Source organism: Amycolatopsis keratiniphila subsp. keratiniphila, from assembly GCF_001620365.2.
Lineage (GTDB): Bacteria > Actinomycetota > Actinomycetes > Mycobacteriales > Pseudonocardiaceae > Amycolatopsis > Amycolatopsis keratiniphila.
The window spans coordinates 12295-16172 of record NZ_LQMT02000026.1 but is presented as its reverse complement, the minus strand read 5'-3'; the positions used below and the strand labels follow the sequence as shown (position 1 = coordinate 16172).

The window sequence follows — 3878 nt, the reverse complement described above, 5'->3', positions numbered from 1 at the left end:
AGTCGTCGACGATGACGAACAGCTCCGGACCGGTCCACCAGGACCGGGTCTTGAGCTGTTCCTGCGTGACGTCCGGGCCGGGGAGCCGCCGGGTCATCGACCCGTGCACGTCCTTGACCATGCTCTCCAGCTGCGCGGCGGACACCGCGTAACCGAGCAGCTGGTCCCCGCCGATGAAGCCGAGCATCGTGCGCCGGTAGTCGACGAGGATGATGACCGCTTCCTGCGTCGTGTACCGCTCGGTGATACCCCGGGTGATCTGGCGCAGCAGGTTCGTCTTGCCCGACTCACCGTCCGCGAACGCGTAGAAGTGCGAATCGGCGGCGAAGTCGAGGTAGATCGGCTGGAGGTCTTCCTCGTTGACACCGATCGGCACCAGCTTCGTGTTGCGCTTGGTGTCGATGGACAGGACCTCGTCGTAGGTGACCATCTCCGGCAGCAGGCGGACCTGCGGCGCCGGGCGGCCCTTCCACGCGGCCTTGATCTTCGCGACCGCGTCGGCGACACCGGCGGCGACGTCGTCCGGGTTGCTCGATCCGTCGATCCGCGGCAGACCGGTCAGCAGGTGAAGCTTGTCCCTGGTGAGACCGCGGCCGGGGCGCCCGGCCGGGACGTTCACCGCGACCCGGCGGTCGATGTCCGACTCGCTCGGGTCACCGAGGCGGAGCTCGAACCGGGTACCGATCATGTCCTTGATCGCCGGGCGGATGTCCGCCCACCGGTTCGCCGCGATGATGACGTGCACACCGTAGGAGAGACCCTGGGTGGCGAGCTTGGTGATCGAGGTCTCCAGCTCGTCGAAGTCGTCCCGCAGGGCCTTCCAGTTGTCGACGATCAGGAAGGCGTCACCGAAGGCGTCTTCCTCGGGCTTGATCTCGCCCCGCCGCTTGCGGTTGCGGAACTCGTTCATCGAGTCGATGCCCATGGCACCGAACCGGCCTTCCCGCTCGGTGAGCAGGGTGGTCAGCTCGGCCACGATCCGGCGGGCCTTGTCCGGCTCGCGCCGCGCGACCGCGACCCCACCGACGTGCGGCAGGCCCTGGAGACCGGCCAACGTACCGCCACCGAGGTCCAGCGCGTAGAACTGCGCTTCCTCGGGGGTGTGGGTCAGCGCCATCGACATGATCAGCGTCCGGAGCATGGTCGACTTGCCCGACTGCGGACCACCGACGATCACACCGTGGCCGGCGCCACCGGAGAAGTCGGCCCACAGCAGGTCACGGCGCTGCTCGTACGGGCGGTCGACGATGCCCATCGGCACCTGCAGCCGTCCGTTGCCGAAGAACCCGACCGGGGAAAGACCGCGGTCGTCGGTGGGGTTCAGGTTCGGCAGCAGGGTGTCGAGCGAGTTCGGCTCCTTGAGCGGCGGCAGCCACACCTCGTGCGCGGGCGGGCCCTGGCCGATCAGCCGGGACACGATCACGTCGAGCTCACTGGGCTCGACGGCCTCCTCCGACTTGGCCTCTTCCACCGGCGCGGCCTCGATCTGCTGCGGCTCCGGTTCCTTCGGCAGTTCGACGAAGTCCGGGACGAACAGCTGCGGGCGCTTGTCCGCGCGGACCACGGTCGCGACCGGGCCGGCGGCCTTGATGCCCGCGGGCCGGTACGGGCCCGAGACGTACGAGGCCTTGAAGCGGACCAGCGTCGAGGTGTCGTACTTGAGGTAACCGCCACCGGGCACGGACGGCAGCTCGAACGCGTCAGGCACGCCGATCGCGGCACGGGATTCCGCGGCGGAGAAGGTCTTCAGACCGATGCGGTAGGAAAGGTGCGAGTCGAGACCGCGCAGCTTGCCCTCTTCCAGCCGCTGCGACGCGAGGAGCATGTGCATCTGCAGCGACCGGCCAAGACGGCCGATGGCGACGAACAGGTCGATGAAGTCCGGCTTCGCGGCCAGCAGCTCGGAGAACTCGTCACAGACGATGAAGAGCGCGGGCAGCGGGTCGAGGTCGGCGCCGTTCTCGCGGGCCTTCTCGTACTCCCAGACGTTCTTGAAGTTACCGCCGTTCTTCAGCGCCTCCTGGCGCCGGTTCATCTCGCCCGCCAGCGCGTCCTTCATCCGGTCGACCAGCGTGACCTCGTCCGCGAGGTTGGTGATGACCGCGGAGACGTGCGGCGCGGAGTCCAGGCCGAGGAACGTCGCACCACCCTTGAAGTCGACGAGGACGAAGTTCAGCGTGCTCGACGAATGCGTGGCGAGCATGCCCAGCACCAGCGTGCGGAGGAACTCCGACTTACCGGAACCGGTCGCCCCGATGCACAGGCCGTGCGGGCCCATGCCCTCCATCGCGGCTTCCTTGATGTCCAGCTCGACCGGCTGGCCGTACTCGCCGACGCCGAACGGGACGCGGTAGCGGTCCCGCACCGGGCGCGGGCGCCAGGCCTGCTGGACGTCGAAGGTCATCGGGTCGCCGGGGATGCCCAGCAGTTCGAGCAGACCGGGGTTGGACAGCAGCGGCTCTTCCTCGGCGGCGTCCTGCGCGGCGGTGCCGACGCGGTACGGGGCGAGGAGGCGGGCCAGCGCTTCGGCCTCGACCACGCTGAGCGTGTCCGGACGGCCGAACCATTCGACGCCGCCGGCGCTGCGCGCGCCGAGGCGGTCTTCCTCGACGACGAGCCGCAGACCACGGCGGGCCGCGAGGTTGCCGATGGAGTCGGAAAGGTCGATCAGGGTGACGCCGACCAGACCCTCTTCGAGGATGATCTGCTCTTCGCGGGTGACCTCGGCGTCGTCGACGATGATGACGATATGCGGCTGGTCCGGGGCGGGCGTCGCGTTACGGGAGAACCGCTGGCGGTCACGGAGTTCTTCGTCGAGCCACTGCTCGATCTGCGCGAGGGAGCCCGCCATCATCCGCAGCTGGCCGATCCCGTCGGCGAGCGCCGGGTGCTGGGCGTGCGGCAGCCACTTCGCCCACTCCCACTCCTCCTTGGCGCGACCCGCCGTCGCGACCGCGATGAGGACGTCGTCGGGGCTGTGGAAAGTGACCAGCTGGGCCAGCATCGCCCGGGTGAGGCCGCGGGTCAGCCCGCGGTCGCCCTGCATGCTGACCGCGGCGAACCCGCGGAGGGTGATCTGGGTCGGGAGGTCCGGGACGATCGAGTGCGCGCGGACGAACCGGCGCAGCGCGAGCGTGGCGATCGGCTCCAGTTCGTCGACCGGGCCGGTCTGCGGCGGCACGAGCCGCGTCGCGAGACGGTGCGAGCTGCGGCCGACGCGGAGGTGGAGGAAGTCCTGGTCGTTCTGGCGGCGTTCCCACATGCGGCGGCTCGCGGCCAGCGACCACAGGGTCTGCGGGTCGGGGTGGACCCATTCGAGCGCGGCGCGCTGGTCGACCATGGCCTCGCGGGCCCTGTCGCGCATCTGGCCGAGGTAACGCAGGTAGTCCTTGCGGTCCTCGTCCATCTCGGCCTTTTTGGCGCCGCCGCCCTTGCCCGCGCCGCCCGCCATCATGCCGACGGTGCTGAGCACCATCATGCCGCCCATCATCATCATCATGGGATTGCGTCCACCGGTGGTGAACATGAAGATCATCATCCCGATGGAGGCGAAGATCATCACCGCGGGAAGCAGCTTCATGACGATGTTGCCCGGGATGGTGCGGGGCACCTCAGGCGGCGGTTCGAGATGCACCTCGCCGCCCGGCGGCCGCGGCGCCGCCAGGCGCGGTGACTTCTTGAACTGCAGCGTGCTCATCGAAGGACCCCTCTTCAAACTCGACGATGGCGGCCACCGTTGGTGCGCGTACGGGTGCGCGAGACAACCTATCGAACGTGGCCGGTGAAATCCGGACAACGCCGAGAACGGCCCCGACCGGGACCATACGCATGCCGGGAGTGTAGAGCTCCGGCTCCGCCGACGTGCGTTTAGCGGGCTA

At 69.0% G+C, this 3878-nt stretch carries 1 protein-coding gene; it reads right to left on the bottom strand.

Going from position 1 to position 3878, the window contains the following annotated elements:
* The coding region (gene eccCa / locus AVR91_RS27380; protein WP_076857444.1) for a type VII secretion protein EccCa at positions 1-3697 on the bottom strand (3697 nt) is incomplete at its 3' end.
* Positions 3698-3878: the final 181 nt, after the last annotated feature.